Raw genomic sequence first — 3,186 nt, forward strand, 5'->3', positions numbered from 1 at the left:
CGATCTTCTCTTCCAACTGTTCGTTGCGCATATGAATTACGTCCGCCATCTAGAAGTAATAGGTCATCCACATATACTTCTTTAATGCGGCCTTTGTGATCCGTACGATACACATGTCCATGTGGTGTTGTATATTCGATGTTGAACTCTCTCTAAAGTGTTTTATATGTATTTATTCAGCAGTAAAATTAAAATTTACTATTCATTAGTAATCAAAAAAACTAAGCAACTTTTACATTGCTTAGTCTTTCTTCAATTTATTTTACTCTTCTTCTTGTTCTTTAATAAATTGTTCAATGTCTTTGATTTCTTTTTTGGCATAATCTAATTCAGGTATAATGCCGAATTTTTTATATTCATAATAATAATCCCTAGAAATTTGACCAAAACCTGAGTTTTTCCAATCGATATAATCAAATGACACATTTAATTTACCTTCATTATTAAAATCAAATTCACATGATGTCCATGGTTCTTGATTATTTTCTATAAATAGCTCTCTGAGTCTTTTAAATAATTTATAAAGAGTAAAAGATAACTCACTAAATGTCTTTTCTGAAACATTACAATCTTCAGGAATAGCAGTATAGTAATGTAAGTCATCTTTACCAGGTATAGTATAATTAAAAGATACTTCTCCGCCTTCATCGTTAATATAAGCGATTGTATATACCTGCTCCCATTCTATCGGTATCATTCCATTGATATGATTCGCTATTTCTTGATACATTTCATTTAATTTTTCTTCAAATTCCATTTTCTCACTCCTAAATATTCATAATTCGTCTTTCAAATTGCTTATTATCTATTTCATATTCAACTTGAAACTGTGTTGGTCTTTGATTTTCGCCTTTATATTTCACCTCAATTTTAATATTTTTAATTGTTTTTCCTCCTTTTATAGCTTTTTGCCAATCTTGTTCCATGTTATACCAACCTCCATTCTCTTTAAATGGACGGTTGATGTATTTACTTTGTGAGACGAGATTATCTATATCTTTAGAACCTCCGAATGCGCGCGCAATTAAATGACCACCGTCATCATCTGGTAATCGGTCTTCTCTTCCTACTGTTCGTTGCGCATATGAATTACGTCCACCATCATGGAGTGATAGGTCATCCGCATATACTTCTTTAATGCGGCCTTTGTGATCCATACGATTCACATGTCCATGTGGTGTTGTATATTCGATATTAGCCTTCAATTTCTTAAGCTTCATAAATCCACTTTCATAATGGGCACTATATGCAACCTTTGTAAGATTTGAATCTTCTTGATAATTAGCAATCTTTATACGATGCAAAAAAGAAGTTAAGTAATTTTCACCTAACTTCTATTAATTAACCCGACCAGTTCTATTTGACAGAGAACCTTATCTTTCACTCTTAAATATTATCTATTGTATATTAATGTTCCTTTATGTTTATTTTACATATAACAATAATTCTATTTGTATTTCCCACTATATTCTCATATAATCTATATTATTCATATTGTATTTTTTTCAAGAAGTTTGTGAATGTCTCAGCTATAAAATAAGTATTTTCTTCATCAGTTGATGACTCGAAATTATGTCCATCATCCCAGAAATATACTCCTTCATATCCTTCTAATAAAATCAATACTAAAAATCCTTGTGACAAATCATTACCTATTATAATTGATTCTTCAATTAATTCCGATTCATATTCATCCATCCAATATTCGATGTTCGTAACATCATAAGGTGTATCACATCCATATAACACTTCCATATATATATTATCATTTAATTCATCTACTGGTACTTTGTTCATGTTTTCGATATTAAAAAAGCCACCATTATTTCCTAACAAAAATTGCTTATAATCGTTTGGAAAAGTAACCCTATATTTCTGTTCTAACCATTTAATTTTTTCTTTAGACATTTCACCAAATTTTTTAAATTCCATTAACTTCACCTTCTAATATTTTAATTTTTTCTTTTTAGTGACGTACCACCTCTATGGGTGAATTCTCGATGAATTTTTTTATTTACTTCTTGCATTGTCTTTCAATCTTCATGATAGTGCCAAGTATTTTCGATCCTTTTCTTTCGTTCCGCAAGTTTATCTGCTTTTTTAAAATCGGTGTAATAGCTATCAAAACTATTAATATCCACTTCTTGTTCTACAAGCCCTGCTCCTTTAAAATCTGGATAACCATTTCTAAATGCAACTTTAATACCATCCTTTTTGGTATAAATCCATGTTCCATTCTCATATACCTTAATTTTCCCACCCTTTTTTAGCCACTTATTTGGATTTGGAGAATTTTTTGGTTTTTCTTTACTATAATTTTTAGATTTATTTACACTAGCTTTTATTTGATTGCTTTCACTCTTTACCATACTATCTTTTGGTGTGTGACTTGATGATTGGGTGTGAATGTACGTTGAATATTTTGGCTTGCTTCTCTGAGTGTCACACCTTTGCCTACTTGGGCACTACCTGCCCCTGCAATCGCGACTTTAGGTTGTGTAAGTGGTATTTCCTTTTCTAATATATGATTCGTCGCTTGTTTCACTTGGTGGGCTTTATAATCTACCCATCGCTTACCTTGTTGTACTCAATAGATGCTTGTCCTTTTTTATTACTTAACATTTGACCGATTCGCTTCTCGATTGTTCTGTATAAAGTTTTTAAACTAGTTGTGAACACCGTATGTCGTTTTAGGTATGACTCAGCTTTCTATACTTGGATACTTTTTTTTACTGAAAGATTTTTGAAAATTTATAACAAAAAATGGAGTAAATGAATACTTCTACATCCATCTACTCCATCTTTATGTGTTATTTTTTATTGTTACAAGACTTATCTTAATCCAAATAAAGTTAATAAATTTAGAAAAAGGATAATAGCTGCTACAATTATTGAAATTTATAGTAATTTAGCGACTTTAACTTCATCATATTTTTTATCCTTAACACTATAAAATACACTCCCAATCGCGAATAAGACGTTACTATAGTTAATACAATAATACAGACGATATTATGATCCATACTGTCACTACAATAGGAATTAATGATTTAAATAAAAAAATGCCATATTTTTTCTTTCTATACAAGTCCATTATTAGCCAGATAACTATAATAATCATTCCAACAAAAATAAATATAGGGTTCATTGACAAACTGTCTGCTTTAATATCACTAACAATATGTA

The 3,186-nt window shown here is 30.2% G+C and carries 5 protein-coding genes and 3 pseudogenes; all 8 read right to left on the reverse strand.

Annotation, left to right across the window (positions count from 1 at the left end; genetic code table 11):
* A pseudogene (locus tag HMPREF2897_RS13250) lies at nucleotides 1-143 on the reverse strand (hypothetical protein); the annotation flags it as partial.
* A 119-nt stretch (nucleotides 144-262) separates the two neighbouring features.
* Nucleotides 263-757, reverse strand: coding sequence for a TIGR01741 family protein (locus HMPREF2897_RS02025; protein ID WP_070592548.1), 495 nt, complete (start codon nucleotides 755-757; stop codon nucleotides 263-265).
* Nucleotides 758-767: 10 nt separating this feature from the next.
* A pseudogene (locus HMPREF2897_RS02030) lies at nucleotides 768-1,274 on the reverse strand (DNA/RNA non-specific endonuclease); the annotation flags it as partial.
* Between the two features lie 211 nt (nucleotides 1,275-1,485).
* Nucleotides 1,486-1,932, reverse strand: a complete 447-nt coding sequence (locus HMPREF2897_RS02035) for an SMI1/KNR4 family protein (RefSeq protein WP_070592561.1) — start codon at nucleotides 1,930-1,932, stop codon at nucleotides 1,486-1,488.
* Between the two features lie 101 nt (nucleotides 1,933-2,033).
* A complete protein-coding gene (locus HMPREF2897_RS02040; protein ID WP_083310208.1) occupies nucleotides 2,034-2,369 on the reverse strand; it encodes a hypothetical protein in 336 nt (111 codons plus the stop codon).
* Nucleotides 2,363-2,545 (reverse strand): hypothetical protein, encoded by a 183-nt coding sequence (locus HMPREF2897_RS02045; RefSeq protein WP_002446993.1) that lies wholly within the window; start codon nucleotides 2,543-2,545, stop codon nucleotides 2,363-2,365. The genes HMPREF2897_RS02040 and HMPREF2897_RS02045 overlap by 7 nt, the downstream gene beginning before the upstream one ends.
* Before the next feature lie 287 nt (nucleotides 2,546-2,832).
* A pseudogene (locus HMPREF2897_RS13255) lies at nucleotides 2,833-3,023 on the reverse strand (hypothetical protein).
* Nucleotides 2,990-3,186: DUF5080 family protein (locus HMPREF2897_RS02050; protein WP_141751275.1), on the reverse strand; the 197-nt coding region annotated here is incomplete at its 5' end. The pseudogene HMPREF2897_RS13255 and the gene HMPREF2897_RS02050, both read right to left, overlap by 34 nt.

Source organism: Staphylococcus sp. HMSC065D05, from assembly GCF_001813195.1.
Taxonomy (GTDB): domain Bacteria; phylum Bacillota; class Bacilli; order Staphylococcales; family Staphylococcaceae; genus Staphylococcus; species Staphylococcus epidermidis.